The sequence below is a fragment of the Pseudomonas sp. LAP_36 genome (assembly GCF_019456785.1).
GTDB classification, from domain to species: domain Bacteria; phylum Pseudomonadota; class Gammaproteobacteria; order Pseudomonadales; family Pseudomonadaceae; genus Aquipseudomonas; species Aquipseudomonas tritici.
In genome coordinates, this window is sequence record NZ_JAHZMS010000001.1 from 124,562 (window position 1) to 150,515 (window position 25,954).

Here is a 25,954-nt window from a genome sequence, read left to right on the forward strand (position 1 = left end):
ATTTCAAGTTCTGGGGAGGCACAGCGATGACCGCTGCAATCGGCATCAAAGGGCACTGCGCCCATTGCAACATCACCTTTGAACTCAAGCCTTGGCAATTAAATGCCATTGCTATCGAAGAGCCATTCGATTGCCCGTACTGCCAGTGGATTTTGCGATTGAACTGCCCCCGGCAATTGCGTCAGTTCAAGTCCCTGGACCATTGGGCACTGGTGCGCCCAAGCATGGTGGTCTTGACCTGTATTGTGTTGATTGTGGTGCTGGTCGCGGAGTGGCTGGGGCTGATCAGTGTGATTGGCCAGTTCAACGTCTCGCTGGTGGTGCTGCTGGTGCATTTCCTGGCGTTGCGTTATGCCCGTTACCGCCAGCAGATAACGCTGGACCTGCAAGGGATCACGCCGAACCTACCAATTGAACAGCTCGCACGCATTGCGTGTGCTCGCCTCAGCCAGCAATAGGGAGCTGATACCCATGCGCTCGGCAAGGGCGGTGCAGATGGCTGGCAGGTGCTCGGGGCTGTTGCGTTGGCCGGGGAACATGGCCGGTGCCATATCGGGCGAGTCGGTTTCCAGCACCACCGCGTCGAGCGGCAGTTGCGCCAATACCTTGTGCATACGCAGGGCCTGGGGCCAGGTAGGGGCGCCGCCCAAACCCAGCTTGAAGCCGAGCTTGATGTACTCGCGGGCCTCTTCTTGGCTGCCGGCAAACGCATGGATGATGCCGCCACGGGGTAGGCGGATGCGCTTGAGGATGGCGATCACCGCGGCGTGGCTGCGACGTACATGCAGTAACGCTGGCAATTGGAAGTCCACCGCCAGCTTCAGTTGAGCTTCAAACAGGCTCTGCTGGCGTTCGCGGTCCAGTTGCTCGAGAAAGTAATCCAGGCCGATCTCACCGACCGCACACAGTTGCCGGTGGCCGTGCAGGCGAGTCAGCCAGTCGCCCAATTCCGTCAGGTCGGCGGGGCGATGCTCATCGAGGTACGCCGGGTGCAGGCCAAAGGCGGCGAACAAACCTTCGTCCGCTTGCACCAGATCCCACAGGCGCTGCCAATTCTGCTGATACACCCCCAGCACCACCATGCGGCGCACACCCAATGCCCGGCTACGACTGAGGACGTCCCGGCGGTCGCTGTCGAAATCCGCAAAGTCCAGGTGGGTGTGGGTGTCGATCAGCTCCACGCTCAGGCCTCGTGAATACGCTGCTTGAACGTCCGGCCAATGGCGTGCACGCCAGGTTGGTACTGCTCTTCTTCGATAGCGGCCAGGGCCAGGCGCAGGGCGGTTTCGGCGATCTGCTGATGTTGTTGGGCCATGGCGTTGACCGGCAACGGCAGGAAGTCCAGCAACTGGGTGTCACCAAACGTGCCCAGGCGCAGCGGGCGTGATTTGAGTGGGAAGTCATGCAACGCGTCGAACACGCCTTGCAGCAGCACGTAGGACGTGGTCACCAGCGCGTCAGGCAAATGCCCCAGTTGACGCAGAAGTTGCTCCATCAACTGTCGGCCACAGTCGCGGCTGAACGCTTCGCCGTGTTCGACGATGACCTCGCCGGTGAAACCTTCGAGTGCTTCACGGAAACCAGCGGCACGCTCCTGGCTGATGCTCAGCTCGGGCCGTGCGCCGATCAGCACGATCTGCTTGGGCAGCGGTTGCAGCAGGCTGCTGGTCAATTGCTGGCACGCCTGGCGATCGTCGCTGACCACCGAGCAGAATTGATCCGCGCCCATCACCCGGTCGATGGCAATCACCGGCAACCCTTTGGCTTGCAGCTCGCGATAACTGTCATCGCTGGCCGGCAGGCAACTGGCCACAAACAACGCATCACAGCGGCGGGCGCGGAACAGTTGCAGTAATTGGCGCTCGCTGTCGGCGTCATCGTCGGAGCTGGCGATCAGCAACTGATAGCCACGCGCCCGTGCGCCTTGCTCCAGGAGCTTGGCGATTCGTGCGTAACTGGGGTTTTCCAGGTCGGGCAGGATAAAACCCAAGGTGCGCGTGTGCCGACTGCGCAGCCCGGCGGCCTGGGGGTTGGGGGTAAAGCCATGGGCTTCGACGACAGCACGCACCCGTTCGACGGTGGCGTTGCTGATGCGTTGCTGTTCGGCTTTGCCATTGATGACGTAGCTGGCGGTGGTCACGGACACACCGGCGAGACGTGCGATATCACTGAGTTTCAAACCGGGATTTCCTTGTTTTTTGGCGCTTGCCCCGACATTTTGTCCAATCGTAACCGATTCCTGTACACGACCAATGTCCTGGCTCAAGCGCCGAGCGGTTCTTCAAGGACAAGCAATTAACGCGTAGTCTTCCATAAAGTCTAGATTAAACGTTTCAGCCGGCGTATTTTTACGAAGATCGCGTCTGAGTAGTTACTGCCAATTGACTGCTCAGTCAGTATTGATGAACACCCCTTACACTGTTTGTTTAAAACAATACCTAGTGCGCCACCGCACTAACTAGGAGAACGGCATGCTTGAGCTCACTGTAGAGCAGATTTCCATGGGCCAGGTGGCTGTGGATAAATCTGCTGCCTTGCACCTGCTCGCTGAAAAACTGGTGGCCGATGGCCTGGTCGCCGAGGGTTACCTCAGCGGTTTGCAAGCCCGTGAAGCCCAGGGCTCGACCTTCCTCGGCCAAGGTATTGCCATCCCCCATGGCACCCCCGAAACCCGTGACTACGTATTTTCTACCGGTGTGCGCCTGCTGCAGTTCCCCGAAGGGGTGGACTGGGGTGACGGCCAGATCGTGTACCTGGCGATCGGCATTGCCGCTAAATCCGACGAACACCTGCGCCTGTTGCAACTGCTCACCCGGGCCCTTGGCGAAACCGATCTGGGCCAGGCACTGCGCCGTGCCGGCACTGCCGAAGCCTTGCTGAAGCTGCTGCAAGGTGCGCCGCAGGAGTTGGCACTGGATGCGCAGATGATCGGCCTGGGCGTGTCCGCCGATGATTTCGAAGAGTTGGTGTGGCGCGGCGCCCGCCTGTTGCGCCAAGCCGATTGTGTCAGCAACGGTTTCGCCGCCGTCCTGCAGCAGGTCGACGCACTGCCCCTGGGCGATGGCCTGTGGTGGTTGCACAGCGAGCAAACGGTCAAGCGCCCGGGCCTGGCGTTTGTCACGCCGGATAAACCTATGCGTTACCTCGGCCAGCCACTCAATGGCCTGTTCTGCCTGGCCAGCCTGGGTGAAGCCCACCAGACGCTGCTTGAGCGCTTGTGTGCCTTGCTGATTGAAGGTCGCGGCCAGGAACTCGGCCGCGCCACCAGCAGCCGCGCGGTGCTTGAAGTGCTCGGCGGCGAACTGCCGCCGGACTGGCCGAGCGCGCGCATCACCTTGGCCAACGCCCACGGCTTGCATGCACGCCCGGCGAAGATCCTCGCGCAATTGGCGAAAAGTTTTGAAGGCGATATTCGCGTGCGTATCGTCGATGGCCCGGTGGGCGCCGTGTCGGTGAAAAGCCTGAGCAAACTGCTGAGCCTCGGCGCGCGTCGCGGCCAGGTGCTGGAGTTTGTCGCCGAGCCGACGATTGCTGGCGATGCACTGCCTGCGCTGTTGGCGGCGGTGGAAGAGGGTCTCGGCGAAGACGTTGAGCCGCTGCCGACCCTGAGCGCCCAGCTCGAAGTCCTCGACATTGAGCCGGTGCTCAGCGCGCCGCAGGCCGGCAGCCAGATCCAGGCCATCGCCGCCGCGCCGGGCATCGCCATTGGCCCTGCGCATATCCAGGTTCAGCAAACGTTCGATTACCCACTGCGCGGCGAGTCCGCCGCCATTGAGCGCCAGCGCCTGCAAAGCGCCCTGGCCGAGGTGCGCAGTGATATCCACGGGCTGATCGAACGCAGCCAATCCAAGGCTATCCGCGAGATTTTCATCACTCACCAGGAAATGCTCGACGACCCGGAACTGACCGACGAAGTCGACACCCGCCTCAAGCAAGGCGAGAGCGCCGAAGCGGCGTGGATGAGCGTGATCGAAGCCGCCGCCAAGCAGCAGGAGTCGTTGCAGGATGCTTTGCTCGCCGAACGTGCGGCTGACCTGCGTGATGTCGGCCGCCGAGTGCTGGCGCAATTGTGCGGCGTTGAGACGGTTCAGGCGCCAAGTGAACCTTACATTCTGGTCATGGACGAAGTCGGCCCGTCCGACGTTGCACGGCTTGATCCCTCGCGCGTCGCCGGTATCCTCACCGCCCGTGGTGGGGCTACCGCCCACAGCGCCATCGTCGCCCGTGCCCTCGGTATTCCCGCGCTCGTCGGTGCGGGTCCCGCCGTATTGCTGCTGGCCTCCGGTACGCCGTTGCTGCTGGATGGCCAACGCGGTCGCCTGCATGTCGACGCCGACGCTGCCACCCTGCAGCGCGCCACGGTTGAGCGCGACACCCGTGAGCAACGCCTGCAAGCCGCTTCGGCGCAGCGTCATGAACCTGCATTGACCCGTGACGGCCACGCCGTTGAAGTATTCGCCAACATCGGCGAAAGCGCCGGCGTTGCCAGCGCGGTGGAGCAGGGCGCCGAAGGCATCGGTTTGCTGCGTACCGAACTGATTTTCATGGCCCACCCGCAAGCGCCGGACGAAGCCACCCAGGAAGCCGAGTACCGCCGCGTGCTCGATGGCCTCGGTGGTCGCCCATTGGTCGTTCGTACCCTTGATGTAGGCGGTGACAAGCCGCTGCCGTATTGGCCGATTGCCCAGGAAGAAAACCCTTTCCTTGGCGTGCGCGGCATTCGCCTCACCTTGCAACGCCCGCAGATCATGGAAGCGCAATTGCGCGCATTGCTGCGCTCGGCGGACAACCGCCCGCTGCGCATCATGTTCCCCATGGTCGGCAGCGTTGACGAATGGCGCGCGGCCCGCGACATGACCGAGCGCCTGCGCCTGGAAATCCCGGTGGCCGACCTGCAACTGGGCATCATGATCGAAGTGCCATCGGCCGCTTTGCTTGCGCCGGTATTGGCCAAGGAAGTCGACTTCTTCAGCGTCGGCACCAACGACCTGACCCAGTACACCCTGGCCATCGACCGCGGCCACCCGACCTTGTCGGCTCAGGCCGACGGCCTGCATCCGGCGGTGTTGCAACTGATCGATATCACCGTGCGCGCCGCCCATGCCCATGGCAAATGGGTGGGGGTGTGCGGTGAGTTGGCGGCGGACCCGCTGGCGGTGCCGGTGTTGATCGGCCTGGGGGTGGATGAGTTGAGCGTGTCGGCCCGCAGCATTCCTGAAGTGAAGGCGCGCGTGCGCGAATTCAGTCTGAGCGAGGCCCAGGGCCTGGCGCAAAAAGCACTCGCGGTGGGCTCGCCCGCCGAAGTGCGTGCCCTAGTGGAGGCCGTGTAGATGGCAAGGATTCTGACCCTGACGCTGAACCCGGCGTTGGACCTGACGATACGCCTGGCGCGCCTGGAACCGGGTGAAGTAAACCGCAGCGAAACCGTGCTCACCCATGCCGCCGGCAAGGGCGTGAATGTGGCGCAGGTGCTGGCGGATTTGGGCCATCACGTGAGCGTGGGTGGTTTTCTCGGTGCGGCAAACCCCGCGGCGTTTGATGCACTGATTGCCAGCCGTGGGTTTGGCGACGCGTTCATTCGCGTGCCGGGCGAAACCCGGAGCAACATCAAGATTGCCGAACAGGACGGCCGCGTTACCGACATCAATGCGCCGGGGCCTGTGGTGAGTGAGCAGGCGCAACGAGAACTGCTCAAGAGGGTGGCGATGATCGGCCCTGAATTCGATGCGGTCGTGGTGGCCGGCAGCTTGCCGCGCGGCGTCAGCCCGCAATGGTTTCAGGGCTTGCTCGAGGAGCTCAAGGCGCTCGGTTTGAAAGTGGCCCTGGACACCAGCGGCGAGGCGCTGCGCGCCGGCTTGAAGGCTGGCCCATGGATGGTCAAACCCAACACCGAAGAGCTGGCCGAAGCCTTGGGTAATGCCACGGACGCCATCAACCAGTTGCATCAACAGGGCGTGGAGCATGTGGTGGTTTCCGACGGCGCCGCCGGCGTGACCTGGTACAGCCCGGCCGGGGCGCTGCATGCCACGCCGCCACAGGTGACGGTCGCCAGTACCGTCGGCGCCGGCGACTCGCTGCTGGCCGGGATGCTGCACGGTGTGCTCAGTGGCGATACGCCGGAGCACACCCTGCGCCGGGCCACGGCGATTGCCGCCATGGCGGTTACGCAGATTGGTTTTGGCATCAGCGATGACGCGCAGTTGGCGCGTCTCGAAAGCGGCGTACACGTACGCCCGCTGACAGAACAATAAGAGGGTTTGTGATGAAGTTAGCCATTGTTACTGCCTGCCCGAACGGCATGGTCACCAGTGTGCTGTGCGCCCGCTTGTTGGACGCTGCCGCGCAGCGCCAGGGCTGGAGCACCAGCGTTGAGGTGGTGGATGTGCAGCGCCCGGAACGCCAGTTGTCCCAGGCCACAATCGACGACGCTGAGTGGGTGTTGCTGGTCAGCAGCACCCCTGTCGACATGCAACGGTTTGTCGGCAAGCGCGTGTTCCAGAGTACCCCGGCCCAGGCGTTGGCGGATGTCGACGCCGTGTTGCGTCGCGGCGCCGAAGAGGCGCAGGTCTACGTTGCGGCTGCACCTGTAGCCAAAAATACACCGCGCATCGTCGCGATTACTGCCTGCCCAACGGGCGTCGCCCACACCTTCATGGCCGCCGAAGCCTTGCAGCAGACGGCCAAGCGTTTGGGCTATGACTTGCAGGTCGAAACCCAGGGTTCGGTCGGCGCACGCACGCCATTGAGTCCGGAAGCTATTGCCAATGCCGACGTGGTGCTGCTGGCGGCCGATATTGAAGTGGCCACCGAGCGCTTCGCCGGCAAGAAGATCTACCGCTGCGGCACCGGTATTGCCCTCAAGCAATCCGAAGCCACCCTCAACAAGGCCCTCGCCGAAGGTGCCGTGGAAAGCGCGGCCAGCGGCGCGGTGGCCAAGAAAGAAAAAACCGGTGTGTACAAACACCTGCTGACCGGCGTGTCGTTCATGTTGCCGATGGTGGTGGCGGGCGGGTTGTTGATTGCGTTGTCGTTCGTGTTCGGTATTCACGCGTTTGAACAAGAGGGCACCCTCGCCGCTGCGCTGAAAACCGTCGGCGATCGCGCCTTCATGCTGATGGTGCCGCTGCTGGCGGGCTACATCGCCTACTCGATTGCCGACCGTCCTGGTATTGCGCCGGGGATGATCGGCGGCCTGTTGGCGGGCACCCTGGGCGCGGGTTTTATCGGCGGCATCCTCGCCGGTTTCCTCGCAGGCTACTGCGTCAAGTTCATCTCGCGTGCGGTGCAATTGCCGCAAAGCCTGGAAGCGCTCAAGCCGATCCTGATCATCCCGTTGCTGGCAAGCCTGTTCACCGGCCTGGCGATGATCTACCTGGTGGGCCCACCGGTGGCGCGTCTGCTCACGGGCCTTACTGACTTCCTCAGCACCATGGGCACCACCAATGCGGTGCTGCTGGGCATCCTGCTGGGCGGCATGATGTGCGTCGACCTCGGCGGGCCGATCAACAAGGCGGCGTATGCGTTTTCGGTCGGCTTGCTGGCGGCGTCCAGCGGTGCGCCGATGGCGGCGACCATGGCCGCCGGCATGGTGCCGCCCATTGGCATGGGCATCGCTACGTTCCTGGCGCGACGCAAGTTCGCCCAGGCCGAACGCGAAGCCGGCAAGGCGGCGATGATCCTCGGCATGTGCTTTATTTCTGAAGGCGCGATCCCGTTTGCCGCCAAGGACCCGCTGCGCGTGATCCCGGCCAGCATCGCCGGCGGCGCCCTGACCGGCGCGCTGTCGATGTACTTCGGCTGCAAACTGGCGGCGCCCCATGGTGGGTTGTTTGTGCTGGTCATCCCGAATGCGATGAACCATGCGCTGCTGTATCTGCTGGCGATTGTTGCGGGTAGTTTGTTGACCGGTTTGGTCTACGCGTTGATCAAGCGCCCTGAAGCGGTCGAACTGGAGATGACACCTGCCAAGGCCTGACTCGGTTTAAAAGTGTGGGAGCTGGCTTGCCTGCGATAGCGGTGGGTCAGCTTGCAAATTTGTTACTGATACACCGCTATCGCAGGCAAGCCAGCTCCCACATTTGATCTTCATTGTCTGTGGGGCTGGTGTCATATCTGCTTCATGCCGCCGTGGTTTAGTTTCCCTTTTGATCCTCAAGAGGGCACCTGCATGAGCCACTTCGATCTCGGCCGCCGCCGCGTGATGCAAGCTGTCGGTGCCGGGCTGTTATTACCGGGCCTGGCCCCGGCAGTGATCGCCTCCGTGAAGGACCGCCCGCAACTCACTGACGGTGTGCAGTCCGGCGACCTGCTCGGCGACCGCGCGATGATCTGGAGCCGCAGCGACCGCCCCGCGCGCATGGTGGTGGAGTGGGACACCCGCAGCGTATTCAGCAACCCGCGCAAATTCATCTCGCCGCTTGCCGACAACCGCACAGACTTTACCGCCCGCGTCGAACTCACCGGGTTGCCCGCCGACCAGGCGATTTTCTACCGTGTGCATTTCGAAGACGCCCAGACCGGTGTTGCCAGCGAACCCTGGTTCGGCCACTTGCGCAGCGTGCCGCAACAGCGCCGCGATATCCGTTTTGTGTGGAGCGGCGACACCGTCGGCCAAGGCTTCGGCATCAACCCGGACATCGGCGGCATGCGCATCTACGAAGCCATGCGCCTGCGCCTGCCGGATTTCTTTATCCACAGCGGCGACACCATCTACGCCGACGGCCCGGTACCGGCGCAGCTTAAGGTTGAAGATGGGCGTATCTGGCGCAATATCACCACCGAAGCCAAGAGCAAAGTCGCCGAAACCCTGGATGAGTATCGCGGTAATTACCGCTACAACCTGATGGACGAAAACGTGCGGCGCTTCAACGCCGAGGTGCCGCAGATCTGGCAATGGGACGACCACGAAGTGGTGAACAACTGGTCGCCGAGCAAGCAGCTCGATGAGCGTTACCAGACCAAGGACATCAACACCTTGGTCGGCCGCGCACGCCAGGCCTGGCTGGAATATTCCCCGATGCGCCGGCAAAGCGCAGATGGCGGTGGGCGGATTTATCGCAAGCTCAGTTATGGTCCGTTGCTGGATGTGTTCGTGCTGGATATGCGCAGCTATCGTGGCCCCAACGATGACAACCTGGGCGGCGAAAAACCCTTCCTCGGTCGTGAGCAATTGGACTGGCTCAAGGGCGAACTCAAGGCGTCCAAGGCGCAGTGGAAAGTGATCGCCGCCGACATGCCCATCGGTCTTGGCGTGCCTGACGGTGAATTGAACCCCGGTGTAGCGCGTTGGGAAGCCATCGCCAACAACGACCCGGGTGCGCCGCAAGGTCGCGAGTTGGAAGTCGCCGAATTACTGGGCTTTTTAAGGGCTCAGAAGGTGCGCAACCATGTGTGGTTGACAGCGGATGTGCACTACTGCGCCGCGCATCATTACCACCCGGATCGCGCGGCGTTCCAGGATTTCGAGCCGTTCTGGGAGTTTGTCGCCGGGCCACTGAACGCAGGGAGTTTCGGGCCTAATCCACTGGATAAAACCTTTGGGCCCGAGGTGGTGTTCGAGAAGGCACCACCGGCGCAAAACACCTCACCGTTTGCCGGGTTCCAGTTTTTTGGCGAGGTGCAGATTGATGGGCGGACGGCGGAATTGACGGTCATCCTTCGTGATTTGGATGGCGTATCAGTGTTCGAGCAAAAACTCCAACCAGCCTGACGTGGAATGCAATCAAAACTGTGGGAGCTGGCTTGCCTGCGATAGCGGTCGTGAATTCACTATCGCTATCGCAGGCAAGCCAGCTCCCACATTGATCTCATTGTCTATGAGGGATCAGTAGACATCCCGGCGGTAGCGACCTTGCTCGATCAACCGCTCTACAGCTTCACTGCCGAGAATATCCACCAGCGCCTGATCCACCCCAGCCGCCATCCCCTGCAAACTCCCGCACACATAAATCGCCGCGCCATCCGCCAGCCACTTACGCAGCACATCGTCCGATTCACGCAGGCGATCCTGCACATAGATTTTCTCTGCCTGATCGCGGGAAAACGCCAGGTCCAGCAACGCCAGATCACCACTGGCCAACCAGCCCTGCAATTCGTCCTGGCAGAGGAAGTCGTGGGCGATATTACGTTCGCCGAACAGCAGCCAGTTGCGTTGCTGCCCATCGGCAATCCGCGCCTTGAGCAAGCTGCGCAGGCCTGCCAGGCCGGTGCCGTTGCCCAGCAGGATCAGTGGCACCGGTGCCTCCGGCAGGTGGAAGCCACTGTTGCGACGCAGGCGCAGGCTGACGCTTGATCCGATGGCGGCGTGCTCGGTGAGCCAGCCACTGGCCAACCCCAGGCTGCCGTCGGGGTGGCGTTCCTGGCGCACGATCAACTCCAGCACGCCCTCGCTGGCAATCGAGGCGATGGAGTATTCGCGCATGCCCAGGGGCACCAGCGCGTTCACCAGGGCCTGGGCGTGCAGGCCGACCAAGTGGGTGCGGTTGTCCGGCAGTTGGCGCGTGGCGAGCGCTTGGTTGAGGGACTGCGGCATGCCGTCGATCAATACGCCATCGCTGCCGGCCAGGCCGAGGCCGGCGAGGAAGTGTTCGATGGCCCAGGGGCAATTGCGTGGCAGCACTTCCACCAGATCACCGGCTTGCCAGCTTTGCGGCGAAGGCGAGGTGAGGCCCAGCAAATACACGTTCGAGCCGCTGCTGTCGCGGTTGAGCAGGGTGCGTTGGCTGAGCGTCCAGTTTTCGTACTGGGCGGTCGGCCAGGCTGCCACGGGGGCGTGGCCTGTGAGTTGTCCAAGCTGTTGTTGCCAGTGCAGCAGGGCGGTGGTGTCGCCGTTGTCCACTTCCACGGGCGCGAACAGGGGGTTGCCGCCCTGGTTGGTCAGCCAGAAACTCAGGCACCGTGCAAAACCGCAGAAGTGTTCGTATTGGCGGTCACCCAAGGCCAGTACCGAGTAGTTCAGGCCTTTGAGGGACAGGTCCTGGCCGAGCACGCTGCGCTCGAAACCACGGGCGCTGTCGGGGGCTTCGCCGTCACCGAAGGTGCTGACCACGAACAACGCATTTTCTGACTGACGCAGGTCATCCTGGCTGACGCTGCCCAGGGGCTGCACCTTCACCGGCAAGCCTGCCGCTTGTAGTTGCCCGGCGGTCTGCCAGGCCAGTTGTTCGGCAAAACCGCTCTGGCTGGCAAAGCCGATCAGCCAGGCCGGGGCATCGCTGGTATTGGCCGTGAGCCCTTGCCGTGCATCGCGCACCTGGCGTTTTTTGCGACGACGGTCCAGGTAGAGCAGCCAGCCGGTGATGAAGAACAACGGCATCAGCAATGAGCTGACCGTGAGGATAATCCGCCCTGTCAGGCCAAAGTAGCTGCCGGTGTGCAGCGCATAAACGCTGGTCAGCAATTGGGCGCCGAGCGTCTTGCTGGCGTATTGGTCGTGGGATTTAACCTCGCCGGTGGCCGGGTCCAGGTTGATCTGGTTCAGCGCGCGGTCATGGGGCGAGTTGCTCAGCAGGTAGTAGACCGTGGCGGGTTGCCCCGCGACCGCTGGCATGCGGATGTTATAGGCGCTCAAACCTGGGCCGGCGTTGCTGTAGATACTGCTCCAGATTGCGTCGTAGTTGGCCACTGGCGCCGCACCGTCGGGCGCCGGGCCGCGCTTGCGAACCCTTTCATTGTGAGGCGCGTCGGACAACAGTTTGGTCAGGCCCTGGCTGTACCAGTCGTAGGACCAGGTCAGCCCGGTCAGCGCCGACAGCAGATAGGCCAGCAAGCACCAGGTGCCGAATACCGAGTGCAGGTCCCAGTTGAAGCTGCGCCCCTTTTTGCGCCAGTCCAACGTCAGCCAGGCCCTCCAGCTCGCCACTTGGCGCGGCCAGCGCAGGTACAAGCCGGAGAGGCAGAAGAACACCAGGATCAGCGTGCAGGCGCCGGTGATCTGCCGGCCGGTTTCGCCCATGACCAGGAAACGGTGCAGTTGCAGGATAAAACCGAACGCGTCCTGGCCGACGGCGTCGCCCATGTAGTCGCCGGTGTAGGGGTCGAAGTAGCGCATCTGGCCACGGCGCTCGCCGGGCGGCGGGGTGAAGAACACGCGTGCAGCGTTACCGCTTTCGCTTTCCACCCAGAGCATGGACACGGTCTTGCCTTCAGTGGCCTCCAGCTTGCGCACCAGCTCGGCGGGCGGCAGCACACCCGCTTCGCGTTTCTCGACGCTCAGTACCGTGGGGTTGAGCGCCCGCAGAATCTCATCCTGAAACGAGACCGCAGCTCCGGTGGTCCCCATCAAGGCCAGCACCAGCCCGGCAGTAATGCCAAAGAACCAGTGCAACTGGAACAGGGTTTTCTTCAACACGTCTGACCGCCTCGTCTATCTGAATATGTAGGGCACGGCGCGCATTATGCCGTGGCTTGTCGAGAAACATTCTGTGTAACACGCAAAAGCCCCACGCATCCGATGCGTGGGGCTTTTTGCTGCGTGGCGCTGCTGTTTAAAAGTGGAAGCTGGTGGTCAACAGTGCCGTACGACTGGCCGCCTGGTTGGCGAAGTGGGTCGAGAATGCCTTGTCGTAGTAAACCTTGTCGGTCAGGTTTTGCACGTTCAATTGAAGGTCGACGTTCTTGGTCAGCTCGTAGCTGGCCAAGAACGTCGTAGCGGGTGTAGGACGGTACGTATACGCCGTGGGCTGGTACCGACGCTCAGCCGAAGGCGGGGATTTTCGCGGGCAGTTCAGCTACGCGGCGGTGCTGGCGGACAGAGGCCAGATCGATGCGGCGTTAGTGTGGTTGCGCAAGGCGTTGGCGGGCGGGAATCTGAGGTTTTTGCGGGTGGCGCATAAAGCGCTTTTAAAAGCAAAGCAACCAGAGATCCACTCCGTAGCAGAGGAGTTTGAGGTGCAAATTGCTCGATTAAACGATGAGCGGCCGAGCATTGAGGTTGTTGTCCGAGCGTAAATCACTATGATTAGGTGTGATTCAGTTTTAATCATGTATCTCGCATCGATGCGGAGAGAGGGTTTATGGGGGCGGACACCAAAGTACTGACAGCTCACGTCCCCACGGCGCTGGCGCAAAAGGTCGATCAGATGGCGGCGCGAATGGATCGTTCTTGAGGTTGGATCGTCAAGCAAGCCCTCGCCGATTGGGTTGATCTTGAAGAGGAGCGCAGCCGGCTCACGCGGGAGGCTATGGCCGATGTTGACGCTGGTCGTGTGATTGACCAGCAGGCAGTGCAAGCTTGGGTTGACAGTTTGAGCACCGATACGCCGTTGCCGGTGCCGCGTTGATGGAGTTGAAGTGGACTAGTAGAGCCTTATCAGACCTGGCTCGGCTTTTCGACTTCCTCGCTGTAGTCAATCGACAGGCTGCGGCACGCACCGTGCAGTCTCTGTCCCAAGCACCTACGAGTTTGCTGACTAATCTACGTCTAGGTGAGCGAGTCGAAGAATTCGAACCACGCGATGTAAGAGGGCTTTTAGTGGGCCGGTACGAGATGAGGTATGAGATTCAAGAATCCACAAGCTATATCTTGCGCTTGTGGCTCGTCCGCGAAGCTCGATGATTTTTACTCATAAAAAAACCCATGACACGTCATGGGTTTTTTATTGGCAGTACGCTTACACGTAGAACGACTTCAACGGCGGGAACCCATTGAACTCAACCGCGCTGTAGCTGGTGGTGTAAGCGCCGGTCGACAGCCAGTACAAACGATCACCAATCGCCAGGTTCAGCGGCAAGCCGTACTTGTAGTTTTCGTACATGATGTCGGCGCTGTCGCAGGTCGGGCCGGCGATGACCACTTCTTCCATCTCGCCTTTCTTCTCGGTCCAGATCGGGAACTTGATGGCTTCGTCCATGGTTTCGATCAGGCCGGAGAACTTGCCCACGTCCGTGTACACCCAGCGCTCGACGGCGGTGCGCGATTTACGCGCGACCAGCACCACTTCGCTGACCAGGATACCGGCGTTGGCAATCAACGAACGGCCCGGCTCAAGGATGATTTCCGGCAGTTCATCGCCAAAGTCTTCCTTGAGGAAACGGATGATTTCTTCGGCGTAGGTTTCCAGGCTGTTGGTGCGGGTGATGTAGTTGGCCGGGAAGCCACCGCCCATGTTGATCAGCTTGAGGTGAATGCCGTCTTCTTCTTTCAGGCGTTCGAAGATCACCTTGACCTTGGCGATCGCCGCGTCCCATACGCTGATGTCGCGCTGTTGCGAGCCAACGTGGAACGAGATGCCGTAAGGCACCAGGCCCAGGTCGCGGGCGAGGATCAGCAGGTCCATGGCCATGTCGGTCTGGCAGCCGAATTTGCGCGACAAAGGCCAGTCAGCCGTGGTCGAGCCTTCGGTGAGGATACGCACATACACTTTCGAACCCGGCGCGGCCTTGGCGATGTTGCGCAGGTCGGCTTCGGAGTCGGTAGAGAACAGGCGCACGCCCTTCTCGTAGAAGTAGCGGATGTCCTTGGATTTCTTGATGGTGTTGCCGTAGCTGATACGGTCGGCGCTGACGCCACGGTCCATCACTTTGTCCAGCTCGTAGATCGAGGCGATGTCGAAGCTCGAACCTTTGTCCTTGAGCAGGTCGATGATCTCGACGGCCGGGTTGGCCTTGACTGCGTAGTAGACCTTGGCGAATTCGAAACCGGCGCGCAGGTCATCGTAGGCCTGGCTGATCATCGCGGTGTCGATCACCACGAACGGGGTTTCTTGCTTGTCGGCGAACGCCTTCATTTTGTCAAACGTGGCGCGCGCGAAATAATCTTCGACGTTGATCGACATGCTGGGAGACTCCTAAGGGCAAACTAAATTGATCAATGGGTGCAAATGAACGTCCTCCGTATCCCCACTTTGGTTCGCCTACTTCCCAAGGCATGTCGCCGAAAGCAAAAAGGCCATGGGCGTAACCGCTTCCCTTGGCCTTGCTGTCTCGTCGTCAGTACTTGAGCCGGATGGATCGTTTCCAGCATGGACGTTCGGCGCGAACTTTAGGGCTTGATGGGCGTGGGATCAACTAAAAATGTCGCGTTTTTGCACGCGTTCGTCGCGAGGACCGGTACAGCTACTTATGTAACCGACAGGTGTGACGGAATGATGTTCCCCGAATGGGGTAAATCAGCGTGAATTGTGATGCCTTCATCGCGGGCAAGCCCGGCTTCCACAGGGATCGGCGTTATTCATGACAACGCGATCAAATGTGGGAGCTGGCTTGCCTGCGATAGCGATTGATCAGGCCAGCGCAGTTTCAGCAGGCGAAACGATACTGGTCTTGCCCCCACGCGACTTACCCGAACTCAGGTACTCGGCAATCGACTCCTGCGTCACCTCGCCCAGGAACACCCGCTCCGCATCCATCACCGGCAACCACGAGCGGTTGAACTCGTACATGCGCGACAGCAGGATGCGCAAATGCTCGTCATACGCCGCCGTGGCGTTGAATTCGCGCAGGTATTGGCCGCAAGTACCGGTCTGACGGTGCAGGTCGCGACGTCGTACATACCCCAGCGCCTTGTTCTCGGCACAGGTGACCACCACATAGCGGCGGTCAGTTTCATCCATCAATTCCAATGCTTCGGCCACCGGTGTTTCCGGGCTCACAGACGGCGCGTTATCCGCCGCGTCCTCGGCTTTCACCAGCAACAGGCGCTTGAGGGTGCTGTCCTGGCCCACGAAGTTGCTGACGAACTCGTCGGCCGGGTGCGCCAGCAAAGTGTCCGGGTGATCGATCTGCAGCAGCTTGCCGGCGCGGAAGATCGCGATCTTGTCGCCCAGCTTGATGGCTTCGTCGATGTCGTGGCTGACCATGATCACGGTCTTGTTCAGCGCGCGTTGCATCTCGAAGAATTCGTTCTGGATCATCTCGCGGTTGATCGGGTCGACCGCGCCGAACGGCTCATCCATCAGCAGCAGCGGCGCATCGGCCGCCAGTGCGCGGATCACGCCGATACGCTGTTGCTGGCCGCCCGACAATTCGCGCGGGTAGCGATGCAGGTATTGCTTGGGTTCCAGCTTGATCATGCTCATCAACTCGCGGGCGCGGTCGTGGCATTTCTGCTTGTCCCAGCCCAGCAATTTGGGCACGACCACGATATTTTCCTCGATGGTCATGTTCGGGAACAGGCCGATCTGCTGGATCACATAACCGATGTTGCGGCGCAGGGTCACTTCGTCGAGGTCGGTGGTGTCTTCGCCGTTGATCAGAATCTTGCCCGAGGTCGGCTTGATCAGGCGGTTGATCATTTTCAGTGTGGTGCTCTTGCCGCAGCCCGAAGGGCCGAGGAATACGCAAATCTCGCCTTCGTTGACGGTCAGGCTTACGTCGTTGACGGCGGAAACAGTCTTGCCGTTGCTTTGAAAAGTCTTGGTCAGGTTTTGAAGTTCGATCATTTGAGCAGTCCTTTTGGAGTCAGCGAGCGTTGCAGCCATTGCAAAAGCAGGTCGGCGAAGATGGCCAGGAGACTGACCAGCACGGCGCCAACGATCAGCATCGACATGTCGCTGCGGCTGATGGAAGCCAGAATAAGTACACCCAGGCCACCGGCGCCGATGGTGGCGGCGATGGTCATTACACCAATGTTCATCACCACGGCGGTGCGTACACCGGCGAGGATCACCGGCACGGCGATAGGCAGCTCGACCATGCGCAGGCGCTGGCCGAAGGTCATGCCGATGCCTTTGGCGGCTTCACGGATGCCCGGTTCCACACCGGTGAGGGCGAGGTAGGTGTTACGCATGATCGGCAACAGGGAGTAGAGGAACACGGCGGTGATCGCCGGCATTGGCCCCAGGCCCTGGCCGAACTTGGAGTAGAACGGCAACAACAGGCCGAACAGGGCGATAGACGGCACCGTCAGCAAAACCGTGGCACTGGCTTGCAATGGGCCGGCCAGCGTCGGGAAGCGTGTCATCAGCACGCCCAGCGGCACGCCTACGACGATTGCCAGGATCACGGCGATGCCAACCAGGGTGATGTGCTGCCAGGTCAGGTGCAGGACCTGGGCCCAATCAAGATGGGAAAAGGCGTTCAGGAATTCCATGTCTTCTCCTCTTTAGTTGATGGGGTGTTGGCGCAGGAAATCGGCGGCAACAGCGGATGGGCTTTCATGGCCGACGTCGACCCGCGCGTTCAGCTCGCGCATGGTTTTATCGTCGAACAGATCGGCCAACGGCTTGAGTTCAGCGGCCAATTGCGGATGTTTGTCGAGATAGTCCTGACGGATCACCGGCGCAGCGGTGTAGTCCGGGAAGTAGTGCTTGTCGTCTTCCAGCAGCTTCAATTTGAAGGCATTCAGGCGACCGTCGGTGGTGTAGACCAAGCCGGCAAACACTTGGCCATTTCGCAGCGCGGTGTAGACCAGGCCGGCGTCCATCTGCCGGGTGTTTTTGCGGGTCAGGTTCATGTCGTACAGCTTGACCATGCCACCCATGCCGTCGGAACGGTTGGCGAACTCGGTGTCCAGGGCCACCAGGCGCGTGCCTTTGGTTTTTTCCGCCAGGGCTTGGGTCAGGTCGCTGATGTTATTGATCTGCGGGAATTCCTTGGCCACGTTCTCGGGCAACGCCAGCGCATAGGTGTTGCTGAAGCGCGACGGCGAGAGCCAGACCAGGCCTTTTTTCGCGTCGAGTTCTTTCACCCGAGCGTAGGACTGTTCGCTGTCGAGTTTCTCGTCGATATGGTTGTAGGCCACCAGCGACACGCCGGTGTATTCCCACAGCAGGTCCAGTTGCCCGCTTTCCTGGGCACTGCGCGCCAGGTTGCTGCCCAGGCCGCCGGTCACCTGGGTTTTATAGCCCTTGGTGCGCAGGTACTGGGAGGTGATTTCGGCCAGCAGGGTCTGTTCGGTGAACACCCGGGCGCCGATGCGGATCAACGGTTTTTCAGCGGCTTGCGCAATGCCTGCAAACAGCAGCACGCAGCTCAATATCAGAGTCAGTCTTTTCATGTGATTTCCTTTGCCAAGCCTTAAGACGGACGCAACCCGCGTTCCAGCCAGAGGCGGCTGGCCATGGTCACCAGACCGTCAAGCAGCAACGCCAGCAACGCGGTGCACGCGGCGCCGAGCAGCAATTGCGGCTGATTGTTCAGGGCGATACCGGGGAAGATCAGGCTGCCCAGGCTGTTGGCACCAATCAGGAACGCCAGCGGTGCGGTGCCGACGTTGATCGCCAGGGCCACGCGCACGCCGCCGATGATGATCGGCACGGCGTTGGGCAATTCCACGCGAAACAGCACCTGGCGCGGCGTCATGCCGATGCCGGTGGCGGCTTCTTTCAGCGAGCCTTGAACGTTTTTCAGGCCTTCGTAGGTGTTGCGCACGATAGGCAGGAGGGAGGCGAGGAACAGCGCAAAAATGGCCGGGCCGCTGCCGATGCCAAGGACGCCGAGGGCGATGGCCAGTACGGCCAGGGGCGGGACGGTGTTACCGATGTTGAAGATCTGCATGAAGCGTTCTGCGCGCCCGACCATGTTCGGTCGGCTGAGCAGGATACCGGCGGGGATGCCCACAATCAGGGCGGCCAGCATGGAGACTAGAACCAGGATCAAATGAGCTTGCAGGTAAAACAACAAATCGTCGCGGTACAGTTCGATCGTGTTGATGCCGATCCAGTGGATCAGCAGGGCCAGGAGAGCGACGACAACCGCTCCTCCCATAAGCCCTTTGCCATAGCGAATAGCCACAGGCGGACTCCTTTTTTCTTCTGTCGGCGCCCACATTCTCCGGCGGCAATGCCATTCCTGGCTGCCTCTGAATGTGGTCGCGAAATGCAGCTCGCCGATACCGGCAACGCGGTATGCGATCGAGCCATGAGCGCAGCCTCGTCAGGCTAACTTGCTGATTTATCAGCCCCTGTTTCGAGTGCGATAGCAGGGGAGTGGACGTCTCTACCTTTTAAAAGGTTCCACACTTGGCAGCATTTAGCCACCCCCAATGGGCTGAACGGTGGTCTGGCCGCCCGGGTTTGCGCTATACTCGCCGCCCTTTTTTGACTCACCTGCCAGGCGATTTCCCATGACCCACCAGGCCGCCGAAGTCGCGAAACGCCGCACTTTCGCCATTATTTCCCACCCCGATGCCGGTAAAACCACCATCACCGAGAAGCTGTTGCTGATGGGCAAGGCAATCGCGGTGGCCGGCACGGTGAAATCCCGCAAGTCCGACCGCCATGCCACCTCTGACTGGATGGAAATGGAAAAACAACGGGGTATTTCCATTACCACGTCGGTCATGCAATTCCCGTATCGCGACCACATGGTCAACCTGCTCGACACCCCGGGCCACGAAGACTTCTCCGAAGACACCTATCGCACCCTGACCGCGGTCGACTCCGCGCTGATGGTCCTCGACGGCGGTAAAGGTGTCGAGCCACGGACCATCGCGCTGATGGACGTGTGCCGTCTGCGTGACACGCCGATCGTCAGCTTCATCAACAAACTCGACCGCGACATCCGCGACCCGATCGAGCTGTTGGATGAAATCGAAGCCGTCTTGAAGATCAAGGCCGCGCCGATCACCTGGCCGATTGGTTGCTACCGCGACTTCAAGGGCGTGTATCACCTAGCCGACGACTACATCATTGTCTACACCGCCGGCCACGGTCACGAGCGCACCGACGTCAAGATCATCGAGAAACTCGATTCGGACGAAGCCCGCGCCCACCTGGGTGACGAGTACGACCGCTTCGTCGACCAGCTGGAACTGGTGCAGGGCGCCTGCCATGAGTTCAATCAGCAAGAATTCCTCGACGGCCAACTGACCCCGGTGTTCTTCGGGACGGCCTTGGGCAACTTCGGTGTCGACCACGTGCTCGACGCCGTCGTCGATTGGGCGCCGAAGCCTTTGGCCCGCGTCGCCAACGAGCGCACCGTTGAGCCTGTGGAAGAGAAATTCACCGGCTTCGTGTTCAAGATCCAGGCGAACATGGACCCGAAACACCGTGACCGCATTGCCTTCATGCGCATCTGCTCCGGCCGATACGAAAAAGGTATGAAGATGCGCCACGTGCGCACCGGCAAGGACGTGCGCATCGGCGACGCCCTGACGTTCTTCTCCTCCGAGCGTGAACAGCTCGAAGAAGCCTACGCCGGCGACATTATCGGTCTGCACAACCACGGCACTATCCAGATCGGCGACACCTTCACCGAAGGCGAAGCGCTGGGCTTCACCGGTATCCCGCACTTCGCCCCGGAACTGTTCCGCCGCGTGCGCCTGCGCGACCCGCTGAAATCCAAGCAACTGCGCCAAGGCTTGCAGCAACTGGCGGAAGAGGGCGCCACCCAGGTGTTCTTCCCCGAGCGCAGCAACGACATCATCCTTGGTGCCGTCGGTGTGCTGCAGTTCGACGTGGTCGCCAGCCGCTTGAAAGAGGAATACAAGGTCGAATGCTCCTACGAGCCGATCACCGTGTACTCCGCGCGCTGGATCGATTGCAGCGATAAGAAGAAGCTGGAAGAGTTCTCCAACAAAGCCGTGGAAAACCTGGCGATCGACGGCGGTGGCCACCTGACCTACCTGGCGCCGACGCGGGTCAACCTGGCGCTGATGGAAGAGCGTTGGCCGGATGTGAAATTCCGTGCGACCCGCGAACACCACTGAGTTCTTATCGGGGGGACTAAAAAACCTCACAGGCGCGAGTCTGTGAGGTTTTTTTTCGGCTGCGCAAGAGCCTGTTGACATGGCTGTCCGCTGTCAGAGTTGACAGTAGACGCTGGATTTGGGGTGAACTAGTTTGTGAACTCACAGACATGTGTTCCCGCGTTCCGCAGGTCATTTCAACAGGAGAAAGGTCATGACGGTTCAATTAGATGCAGGGCAAGTCAGGTTCAAAGATAGCAGCCATGCAAACCTGATATTTCAAGGTGCGTCTAATATGTATGACGCAGGGGGCGGCGGTGTAATAACGGCCGGTTCTCCCGATCAGAACGCGGGTTCTATTCAGTTGTTCTGGACAGGGTTGGAGCTATGGTTATCCGGTAGCCCATTGAGTACCGAGCTGAGATTTGAGTACATGCCAAGAGTTGATAATGGGCGTAAATGGAATGGGAGAGCGGGTGTTCTGAATGGTGTCATCAGCCACTCAGGGGCCTTGGCAATCGTCAGTTTCAAGGTCACGGTTCATCGTGATGGCTCACCGACGGAAACCCGTGACATTGAGGGGGGGTTATACTGTGACCGCTTCACCGGGGCGCAGAATCCTTCCTCCAACGGATGAACCTGTGTGGTAAGTCGCCATTTTCGCCTGAAAGGCTCGGCTGGGAGAACGTATCCATTTGCACAACCCGTGCATCAGGTCTAGCGTTTCGGATGCGGCTTTACCCACGACTGAAAAGGAGACCTCCTTGCCAAGTGTTCGACGCACCCTCCGTCTGATATTTTTGGGGGGCTTGGGACTTTCCATCGCCTGGGCCCACACCACGGCACTCGCAGACGCTGGAACGCCTGCATGGAAAGACACCGGCCCTGTCAGCAAGCGTAAGCAACAAGAAGTCAACTCCGGCAGCTGGCAGCCCCAAGCCCAGCCCGCCCCGAAGGAGGACCAGGAAAACCCCTACAACGAAGGCGAAGACAGCGAAACCTACGACGACGGCGACACCTGAGGCCTGGCGTAAACCCGGCATTGGGACTAGCGTCAACGCTGGCGACGGTGAACGGCTGTCGCGTGGGATTTACCTACTGACTGGGCGGAATCAACCATGAGTATTTTTCAACGAGTCGTGCTGTTGATAAAGGTGCTGGTGCTGTTGTCGTTAGGGACGTCGACGGCCTGGGCGCAAAATCCGGTGCACAGCGGTCTTGTGTCTTCGGGGCATAGCCAAGATCTGCAGTTGGCCAAATCCGAAGCTGAACCCGGCGATCAGGACCAGGGCGGCAGCGAGGGTGACGACGACTCCACCACAGACGGCCCCGACAGCGATGCCCCTGACGATGAAGGCGACAGCCAAACGTAGGCATCGCCAAAAAGAAAGCCCCTCCCGCCAAGCTGATGCGCAACCTGATGGGAAGGGCTGTAGAACACGTGCAATGCCCTGGGCTCAAGACTCAGGGCATTTTTGTTGCAGGGTCAGGCGACAAATTGCTCCGCATAGTGGCAAGCCACCTGGCGGTTATCCAAGGCGCGCAGTTGCGGCTCCTCGGTGCTGCACCGCGCGGTCGCGTACGGGCAGCGCTTGTGGAAAGCGCAGCCGGGCGGCGGGTTCAGCGGGTTGGGCAGTTCGCCGACGATCTTGATCTTCGGCTTGTTCGGGTCCGGGTGAATGGTCGGGGTCGCCGACAGCAACGCCTGGGTGTACGGGTGCAGCGGGCGGGCGTAGATGTCTTCCTTGGGGCCGACTTCCACCGGGCGACCGAGGTACATCACCATCACGTCATCGGCAACGTGTTGCACCACGGCTAGGTTGTGGGAAATGAACACGTAGGCCGTGTTGAATTCCTGCTGCAGGTCCATGAACAGGTTCAGCACCTGGGCCTGGATTGACACGTCGAGTGCAGAGGTTGGCTCATCCGCCACCAGCACTTTCGGTTGCAGCATCATCGCGCGGGCGAGGGCGATACGCTGGCGCTGACCACCGGAGAACATGTGCGGGTAACGCTGATAATGCTCAGGGCGCAGGCCCACTTGCTTCATCATCGCCTGCACTTTCTCGCGGCGTTCGGCGGCGGACAGGTTGGTGTTGATCAGCAGCGGCTCACCGAGTTGATCGCCGACTTTCTGCCGTGGGTTCAACGAGGCGTAGGGGCTTTGGAACACCATCTGCACGTCTTTGCGCAATTGCTTGCGCTGGGCCTTGTCGGCGCCGGCGACTTCCTGGCCGGCGATTTTCAAGGACCCGGAAGACGGCTCTTCAATCAGCGTCAGCGCACGGGCCAGGGTGGATTTGCCGCAACCCGACTCGCCAACAACGGCGAGGGTCTTGCCGGCCTCCAGCTCAAAGGACACGCCATTCAGCGCACGTACCAAGGCATGGCCCTTGAACAGGCCACGGGACACTTCATAGTGACGGGTAAGGTCGCGGGCGGTAAGAACGACGGCCATTACGCCACCTCCTGGTTCAAGGGGTAGAAGCAACGTGCAAGGCTGTGGCTTTTCGGGTCAAGTCCGGGCCGCTGGGTGCGGCAGGATTCCTGCACGTACGGGCAACGGGGTGACAGCAGGCAACCTTGCGGGCGGTCATAACGACCAGGAACGATACCCGGCAGCGTGGCCAGGCGCGTGGCGCCGAGGCTGTGCTCGGGGATCGCCTTGAGCAGCGCTTCGCTGTACGGGTGCGCCGGAATGTCGAACAACTGCGGCACCTGGCCGACTTCCACGGCTTGGCCGGCGTACATCACGCACACGCGCTGGGCGGTTTCCGCCACGACCGCGAGGTCGTGGGTGATCAGCACCAGGCCCATGTTCTGTTCTTTCTGCAGGGCCAGCAGCAGTTCCATGATCTGCGCCTGGATGGTCACGTCCAGCGCGGTGGTCGGTTCGTCGGCGATCAGCAGTTTCGGCTCGCCGGCAATCGCCATCGCGATGGCTACACGCTGGCTCATACCACCCGACAGTTGGTGCGGGTAGGCATCCATACGGCTGGCGGCGCCTGGGATTTCAACCTTTTCCAACAGTTCGATGGCACGCTTGCGCGCTTGCTTGCCGGACATCTTCAAATGCAGGCGCAGTACTTCTTCGATCTGGAAACCCACGGTGTAGCTGGGGTTCAGCGCGGTCATCGGGTCCTGGAACACCATCGCCAGGTCTTTGCCGACGATCTGGCGACGCTGGCGGTTGCTCAGCTTGAGCATGTCCTTGCCGTCGAAGTTCAGCGCGTCGGCGGTGACGATGCCGGGATGCTCGATCAGGCCCATCAGCGCCATCATGGTCACGGATTTACCCGAGCCCGACTCGCCAACGATCGCCAGTACTTCGCCTTTGTCGACCGAAATGTCGAGGCCATCGACCACCGGCACGGCGGTCTTGTCGCCGAAGCGGACGTTGAGATTCTTGATTTCTAACAGTGACATGGGAATCTCCTCAGGCGGCGTTCTTGAGTTTCGGGTCCAGCGCATCGCGCAGGCCGTCACCCATCAAGTTGATTGCCAGCACGCTGAGCAAAATGGTCAAACCAGGCAGGCTCACCACCCACCAGGCGCGTTCGATGTAGTCACGGGCCGACGCCAGCATGGTCCCCCACTCTGGGGTTGGCGGTTGTACGCCGAGGCCAAGGAAGCCCAGGGCCGCGGCATCGAGGATCGCCGAAGAGAAACTCAAGGTGGCCTGTACGATCAGTGGCGCCATGCAGTTGGGCAGCACGGTGATGAACATCAGGCGTGGCAGGCCGGCGCCGGCGAGGCGGGCGGCGGTCACGTAGTCACGGTTCAGTTCGCCCATCACCGCCGCGCGGGTCAGACGCACGTAGGACGGCAACGAGACGATAGCGATGGCGATCACGGTGTTGATCAGGCCAGGGCCGAGGATCGCGACAATGGCAACGGCCAGCAGCAGCGAGGGCAAGGCCAGCATGATGTCCATCAAACGCATGATGGTCGGGCCGAGCAAGCGTGGGAAGAATCCGGCGAACAGACCCAGCAGGATCCCCGGGATCAGCGACATCACCACCGACGACAAACCGATCAGCAACGACAGACGCGAGCCCTGAATCAGGCGCGAGAGCAAATCACGGCCCAATTCGTCGGTGCCCAACAGGAACTGCATCTGCCCGCCTTCCAGCCAGGCCGGCGGGGTCAGCAGGAAGTCGCGGTATTGCTCGCTTGGGTTATGCGGCGCAACCCAGGGCGCGAAGATCGCGCAGAACACAATCAGCAACATGAACAACAGGCCGGCAACCGCGCCCTTGTTCTTGGAGAAGGCTTGCCAGAATTCTTTGTACGGGGACGGGTACAGCAGGCTTTGATCGACTGCTGACACTGGAGTAGGTGTGGTCATGGTCTTGATCTCAGCGCTGGTGACGGATGCGTGGGTTGGCGAAGCCGTAGAGGATATCCACCACGAAGTTCACCAGGATCACCAGGCAGGCGATCAGCAGAATGCCGTTTTGCACCACCGGGTAGTCCCGCGCGCCAATGGCTTCGATCAGCCATTTGCCGATGCCGGGCCACGAGAAGATGGTTTCGGTCAAAACCGCACCGGCCAGCAGCGTGCCGACTTGCAGGCCGACCACGGTCAATACCGGGATCAACGCGTTACGCAGGCCGTGTACGAATACCACGCGCGCCGGCGACAGGCCCTTGGCCTTGGCGGTGCGGATGTAGTCTTCGCGCAGTACTTCGAGCATCGACGACCGGGTCATCCGCGCGATCACTGCCAGCGGGATGGTGCCAAGCACGATGGCCGGCAGGATCAGGTGGTGCAGTGCATCCCAGAACGCGTCTGGCTCGTCAGCCAGCAGGGTGTCGATCAGCATGAAGCCGGTGCGCGGCTCGATGTCGTAGAGCAGGTCGATACGCCCGGAAACCGGGGTCCAGCCCAGGCTCACCGAGAAGAACATGATCAGGATCAGGCCCCACCAGAAGATCGGCATCGAATATCCCGCCAGGGAGATGCCCATCACCCCGTGGTCGAACAGGGATCCTCGTTTAAGTGCCGCGATCACCCCGGCCAGCAGGCCCAGGATACCGGCGAACAACAGGGCGGCCATGGACAGTTCCAGGGTCGCCGGGAAGAGGGCGGTGAATTCGGTCCACACGCTGGTCCGGGTCCGCAGCGATTCGCCAAGGTCGCCTTGGGCGAGCTTGCCGACATAGTCCAGATATTGCGCATACAACGGCTTGTTAAGGCCAAGGCGTTCCATTGCCTGTGCGTGCATCTCGGGGTCGACTCGTCGTTCGCCCATCATGACTTCGACGGGGTCGCCAGGGATCATGCGAATCAACGCAAACGTCAGCAACGTGATGCCGAAGAACGTGGGGATCAGTAACCCCAGTCGGCGGGCAATAAAACTAAACATCTTGTTGTGTACCTCAATC

At 61.0% G+C, this 25,954-nt stretch carries 22 protein-coding genes and 3 pseudogenes; 12 read left to right on the forward strand and 13 right to left on the reverse strand.

Annotated features, from left to right (window positions below):
• Positions 1-26 precede the first annotated feature (26 nt).
• Complete coding sequence (locus JBO08_RS00650) at positions 27-458, forward strand: hypothetical protein (protein ID WP_065875146.1); 432 nt, start codon at positions 27-29, stop codon at positions 456-458.
• Here JBO08_RS00650 and JBO08_RS00655 read toward each other — a convergent pair.
• Positions 405-1,181 carry a TatD family hydrolase gene (locus tag JBO08_RS00655; RefSeq protein ID WP_065879632.1) on the reverse strand — a complete coding sequence of 259 codons (777 nt, stop codon included), beginning with the start codon at positions 1,179-1,181 and terminating at the stop codon, positions 405-407. The two genes, JBO08_RS00650 and JBO08_RS00655, sit on opposite strands and share 54 nt — an antisense overlap.
• 2 nt (positions 1,182-1,183) lie before the next feature.
• Positions 1,184-2,179: a catabolite repressor/activator gene (gene cra, locus JBO08_RS00660; protein ID WP_065875144.1), complete on the reverse strand. Its 996-nt coding sequence runs from the start codon at positions 2,177-2,179 to the stop codon at positions 1,184-1,186.
• A 292-nt stretch (positions 2,180-2,471) separates the two neighbouring features.
• Between cra and ptsP the strand changes: the two genes are divergently transcribed.
• The 4 genes from ptsP to JBO08_RS00680 all read left to right on the forward strand — a co-directional run bounded on the left by ptsP (position 2,472) and on the right by JBO08_RS00680 (position 9,709).
• Positions 2,472-5,330 (forward strand): phosphoenolpyruvate--protein phosphotransferase, encoded by a 2,859-nt coding sequence (gene ptsP / locus JBO08_RS00665; protein ID WP_065910606.1) that lies wholly within the window; start codon positions 2,472-2,474, stop codon positions 5,328-5,330.
• Complete coding sequence (pfkB, locus tag JBO08_RS00670) at positions 5,331-6,251, forward strand: 1-phosphofructokinase (protein WP_065875142.1); 921 nt, start codon at positions 5,331-5,333, stop codon at positions 6,249-6,251. It abuts the gene before it with no gap.
• 11 nt (positions 6,252-6,262) lie between these two features.
• Positions 6,263-7,975, forward strand: coding sequence for a PTS fructose-like transporter subunit IIB (locus JBO08_RS00675; RefSeq protein WP_065890531.1), 1,713 nt, complete (start codon positions 6,263-6,265; stop codon positions 7,973-7,975).
• A 192-nt stretch (positions 7,976-8,167) separates the two neighbouring features.
• The gene (locus tag JBO08_RS00680; RefSeq protein WP_065946182.1) at positions 8,168-9,709 is read left to right on the forward strand and encodes an alkaline phosphatase; all 1,542 of its coding nucleotides are present in this window, start codon (positions 8,168-8,170) and stop codon (positions 9,707-9,709) included.
• Positions 9,710-9,823: 114 nt separating this feature from the next.
• On the opposite strand, the gene JBO08_RS00685 is transcribed toward JBO08_RS00680, so the two are convergent.
• Together JBO08_RS00685 and JBO08_RS00690 are read right to left on the reverse strand one after the other, a co-directional pair.
• Positions 9,824-12,349 carry a sulfite reductase flavoprotein subunit alpha gene (locus JBO08_RS00685; RefSeq protein ID WP_220074601.1) on the reverse strand — a complete coding sequence of 842 codons (2,526 nt, stop codon included), beginning with the start codon at positions 12,347-12,349 and terminating at the stop codon, positions 9,824-9,826.
• 136 nt (positions 12,350-12,485) lie between these two features.
• Positions 12,486-12,672: pseudogene (locus JBO08_RS00690) on the reverse strand (hypothetical protein); the annotation flags it as partial.
• On the opposite strand from JBO08_RS00690, the pseudogene JBO08_RS00695 reads away from it, so the two are divergent.
• The 3 genes and pseudogenes from JBO08_RS00695 to JBO08_RS00705 form a co-directional block, all read left to right on the forward strand.
• A pseudogene (locus tag JBO08_RS00695) lies at positions 12,673-12,948 on the forward strand (sel1 repeat family protein); the annotation flags it as partial.
• Between the two features lie 65 nt (positions 12,949-13,013).
• Positions 13,014-13,280, forward strand: a pseudogene (locus JBO08_RS00700) (CopG family ribbon-helix-helix protein).
• Complete coding sequence (locus tag JBO08_RS00705; protein ID WP_083214645.1) at positions 13,280-13,555, forward strand: type II toxin-antitoxin system RelE/ParE family toxin; 276 nt, start codon at positions 13,280-13,282, stop codon at positions 13,553-13,555. The pseudogene JBO08_RS00700 and the gene JBO08_RS00705 overlap by 1 nt, the downstream one beginning before the upstream one ends.
• 55 nt (positions 13,556-13,610) lie before the next feature.
• Here the strand turns inward: JBO08_RS00705 and JBO08_RS00710 are convergent, their stop codons facing one another.
• The 5 genes from JBO08_RS00710 to JBO08_RS00730 all read right to left on the reverse strand — a co-directional run bounded on the left by JBO08_RS00710 (position 13,611) and on the right by JBO08_RS00730 (position 18,708).
• Positions 13,611-14,774: a type III PLP-dependent enzyme gene (locus tag JBO08_RS00710; protein WP_032861941.1), complete on the reverse strand. Its 1,164-nt coding sequence runs from the start codon at positions 14,772-14,774 to the stop codon at positions 13,611-13,613.
• A gap of 447 nt (positions 14,775-15,221) precedes the next feature.
• The gene (locus tag JBO08_RS00715) at positions 15,222-16,379 is read right to left on the reverse strand and encodes a betaine/proline/choline family ABC transporter ATP-binding protein (RefSeq protein WP_053131666.1); all 1,158 of its coding nucleotides are present in this window, start codon (positions 16,377-16,379) and stop codon (positions 15,222-15,224) included.
• A complete protein-coding gene (locus JBO08_RS00720) occupies positions 16,376-17,029 on the reverse strand; it encodes an ABC transporter permease (RefSeq protein WP_027604864.1) in 654 nt (217 codons plus the stop codon). Before JBO08_RS00720 ends, JBO08_RS00715 begins: the two co-directional genes overlap by 4 nt.
• 12 nt (positions 17,030-17,041) lie before the next feature.
• Positions 17,042-17,935, reverse strand: a complete 894-nt coding sequence (locus JBO08_RS00725) for a glycine betaine ABC transporter substrate-binding protein (RefSeq protein WP_065879626.1) — start codon at positions 17,933-17,935, stop codon at positions 17,042-17,044.
• 20 nt (positions 17,936-17,955) lie between these two features.
• Positions 17,956-18,708, reverse strand: a complete 753-nt coding sequence (locus JBO08_RS00730) for an ABC transporter permease (RefSeq protein WP_371905293.1) — start codon at positions 18,706-18,708, stop codon at positions 17,956-17,958.
• Between the two features lie 295 nt (positions 18,709-19,003).
• Here JBO08_RS00730 and JBO08_RS00735 point away from each other — a divergent pair, with 295 nt between their 5' ends.
• From JBO08_RS00735 to JBO08_RS00750, 4 genes are all read left to right on the forward strand, one after another.
• Positions 19,004-20,587, forward strand: a complete 1,584-nt coding sequence (locus JBO08_RS00735) for a peptide chain release factor 3 (protein WP_049710031.1) — start codon at positions 19,004-19,006, stop codon at positions 20,585-20,587.
• Between the two features lie 193 nt (positions 20,588-20,780).
• Positions 20,781-21,203 (forward strand): hypothetical protein, encoded by a 423-nt coding sequence (locus JBO08_RS00740; protein ID WP_065875134.1) that lies wholly within the window; start codon positions 20,781-20,783, stop codon positions 21,201-21,203.
• A gap of 127 nt (positions 21,204-21,330) precedes the next feature.
• Positions 21,331-21,588 (forward strand): hypothetical protein, encoded by a 258-nt coding sequence (locus tag JBO08_RS00745; RefSeq protein ID WP_065875133.1) that lies wholly within the window; start codon positions 21,331-21,333, stop codon positions 21,586-21,588.
• Positions 21,589-21,684: 96 nt separating this feature from the next.
• Positions 21,685-21,939 (forward strand): hypothetical protein, encoded by a 255-nt coding sequence (locus JBO08_RS00750; protein ID WP_065910602.1) that lies wholly within the window; start codon positions 21,685-21,687, stop codon positions 21,937-21,939.
• A gap of 113 nt (positions 21,940-22,052) precedes the next feature.
• Here JBO08_RS00750 and JBO08_RS00755 read toward each other — a convergent pair whose 3' ends face one another.
• Genes JBO08_RS00755 through JBO08_RS00770 form a run of 4 tightly spaced genes read right to left on the reverse strand, consistent with a single transcriptional unit; the run spans position 22,053 to position 25,935 of the window.
• A complete protein-coding gene (locus tag JBO08_RS00755) occupies positions 22,053-23,024 on the reverse strand; it encodes a peptide ABC transporter ATP-binding protein (RefSeq protein WP_016976250.1) in 972 nt (323 codons plus the stop codon).
• Positions 23,024-23,992, reverse strand: coding sequence for an ABC transporter ATP-binding protein (locus tag JBO08_RS00760; protein WP_065875131.1), 969 nt, complete (start codon positions 23,990-23,992; stop codon positions 23,024-23,026). The genes JBO08_RS00755 and JBO08_RS00760 overlap by 1 nt, the downstream gene beginning before the upstream one ends.
• A gap of 10 nt (positions 23,993-24,002) precedes the next feature.
• A complete protein-coding gene (locus JBO08_RS00765) occupies positions 24,003-24,914 on the reverse strand; it encodes an ABC transporter permease subunit (protein ID WP_010213191.1) in 912 nt (303 codons plus the stop codon).
• 10 nt (positions 24,915-24,924) lie between these two features.
• Positions 24,925-25,935 carry an ABC transporter permease subunit gene (locus JBO08_RS00770; protein ID WP_003171721.1) on the reverse strand — a complete coding sequence of 337 codons (1,011 nt, stop codon included), beginning with the start codon at positions 25,933-25,935 and terminating at the stop codon, positions 24,925-24,927.
• Between the last annotated feature and the right edge of the window lie 19 nt (positions 25,936-25,954).